General features: G+C 73.3%; 2 protein-coding genes. Both read left to right on the top strand.

All coding sequences use genetic code 11. The features are described from left to right. The coding region (locus ABZ260_RS49980; RefSeq protein WP_355632709.1) for a phosphopantetheine-binding protein at nucleotides 1-925 on the top strand (925 nt) is incomplete at its 5' end. After that, on the top strand, nucleotides 915-2456 hold a 1542-nt coding region (locus ABZ260_RS49975), incomplete at its 3' end, for a condensation domain-containing protein (RefSeq protein WP_355632706.1). The genes ABZ260_RS49980 and ABZ260_RS49975, both read left to right, overlap by 11 nt.

Below are 2456 nucleotides of genomic sequence, written 5' to 3'. Positions count from 1 at the left end.
CAGGCTGATCGTGCGGATCGACAGGACGGAGCTGTCGAAGAACATCGTCAGGGGTCTGGTCGCCTACCCCCGGGCCTACGTGGTGGACGCGGCGTTCAACCCGGTGCCCGTCGGCGTGGTCGGTGAGCTCTGCCTGGGCGGCCCGCGGGTCAGCCGGGGGTACCTGCGGCAGCCGGGGCTGACCGCCGATCGTTTCGTCCCCGACCCGTTCGGCGAGGAGCCCGGGGAACGGTTGTACCGGACGGGGGACCAGGTCAGGTACCGTCCCGACGGGGTGATCGAGTTCATCGGCCGGATCGATGCCCAGGTGAAGCTGCGCGGGTTCCGGATCGAGCTCGGCGAGATCGAGACCGCGCTGGCCGCGCACCCCGGCGTCCAGGCCGCCGCCGCGGCGGTTCAGGAACTCGCGCCGGGCGACCGCCGGCTGGTGGGGTACGTCGTGCCGGCGTCCAGGTCCGGGGCCGGGTCCGGGGTCGCGCCGTCGTCGCCGGAGCTCCGGGCCCACCTGCGCGACCGGGTGCCGGAGTACATGGTGCCCGCGCTGTTCGTGACGCTGGACGGGCTACCCGCGACCGCGGGCCAGAAGGTGGACCGCCGCGCGCTGCCGGTGCCCGATCCGGGCACCGCCCTCGCGCCGGAGGAGGCGGTCCCGCCGGGCACCGAGGTGGAGGAGGCCATCGCCGCCGCCTGGGCCGACGTGCTCGGCCTGCCCGCCGTCGGCGTGGCACACGACTTCTTCGAACTCGGCGGCCACTCGCTGCTCGCCACCCGCCTGATGGCCCTGTTGCAGGACCTGTTCGGACTGGAGATCCCGCTACGCGTCCTGTTCGAGGCCACCACCGTCCGCGCGCAGGCCACCGCGCTGGAAAGACTGGCCGAGGCCGCCGCCCCCACATCGTACGAGGGAAGAGACGATGAGCACTGACGTGACCAAGCCGGAGACGAGCGCGGGCGCCGGGCTGCTGAGGGACCGCCTGCGCTCCCGGCGTGCGGCGGGGCGGGAGGGCGCCATCCCGCCCCTGCCTCCCGGCGTTTCGCCGCCGCTCTCCTTCGCGCAGCGGCAGCTCTGGGTGCTGGACCGGCTCCGCCCGGGCGGCACCGACTACCTGGTGCCGCTGGTGATCCGGCTACGCGGCGACCTCTCCGGCGTCGATCTGGGCGCGGCCCTCGACGAGCTGGTACGTCGCCACGAGATCCTGCGCACCCGCTACACCACCGAAGGGCCCGACGCCGAACCGATCCAGACGATCGACCCGCCGGGCCCGGTGGATCTGGCCTTCGACGACCTGACCCCGGCCGAGTTCGACGCCCTCCTGGAGGCCGAGACCGGCACGCCGTTCGACCTCGCCACGGGTCCGATGCTGCGCGCCAGGCTGGTACGGCTGGCACCCGAGGAGCACGTACTGGTCCTCATGCTGCACCACATCGCCGTCGACGGCTGGTCGGGCGGCCTGCTGGTACGCGAGCTGGCCGCGCTGGCCACCGGTGAGGAACTGCCCGCGCCCAGGTTGCGGTACGCCGACTTCGCGGCCTGGCAGCGCGACCAGCTCTCCGGCGAACGGCTGGAACGCGACCTCGGCCACTGGTCGGAGACCCTCCGTGACCTGCCGGCGCTGGAACTGCCGACGGACCGGCCGCGCCCGGCGGTGTGGGACCCGGCAGGGGAGACCGTCCGGTTCGACATCCCGGCCGAGATCGGGCACCAGGTCCGGGTCCTGGCCAGGGAGCACCAGGCCACCCCCTTCATGGTCTACCTGGCGGCGTTCTGGTCGCTGCTGCACCGGTACACCGGCCAGGCCGACTTCGCCGTCGGCAGCCCGGTGGCCGGCCGGACCCGCGCGCAGACGCACGACCTGATCGGCGTGTTCGTCAACCTGCTCGTACTGCGAGCCGACCTGTCCGGTGACCCGACGTTCGCCGAGCTGCTCGATCGCGCCCGCGGTACGGCCCTTGAGGCCTTCGCCCGCCAGGACGTCCCGTTCGAGCGCGTCGTCAACGCGCTGGCGGCCGGCCGGGACCTGTCCACCCACCCGCTGGTCAGCGTCAACCTGACCCTGCAGAACAACGAACCGCTGAGCTTCACGGCCGGAGCGGTCTCCGGCGAGCTGGTCCCGGTCCTGGCGCGACAGGCCAAGTTCGACCTGAGCTGGACGCTGGAGGAGAGGCCGGACGGTTCGGTCGCGGGCGAGGCCACCATCGCACGCGCGCTGCTCGACCCGGACACGGCGCGGCGGATGGCCGAGCACTACGTCCGCCTGCTCGGCGCGGCCGTCGCCGACCCCGGGACGCGGGTGGGCGAACTGCCGCTGCTGGGCGCCGCGGAGCTCGATCGGCTGGTCCGCGGGCCGATGCGGCTGCGGACTGCGCGGCTCGACCGGTTCGATCGGCATCGCCGAGAACCGGCTAGGGCTGCGGTAGTCGAGTCCACACCAGACCTGTCAGACAGTCGTGGTGTG

Origin of the sequence: Streptosporangium sp. NPDC006013 (genome assembly GCF_040614275.1) — a bacterium.
Taxonomy (GTDB): domain Bacteria; phylum Actinomycetota; class Actinomycetes; order Streptosporangiales; family Streptosporangiaceae; genus Streptosporangium.
This window is presented reverse-complemented; position numbering and strand designations above follow the sequence as displayed.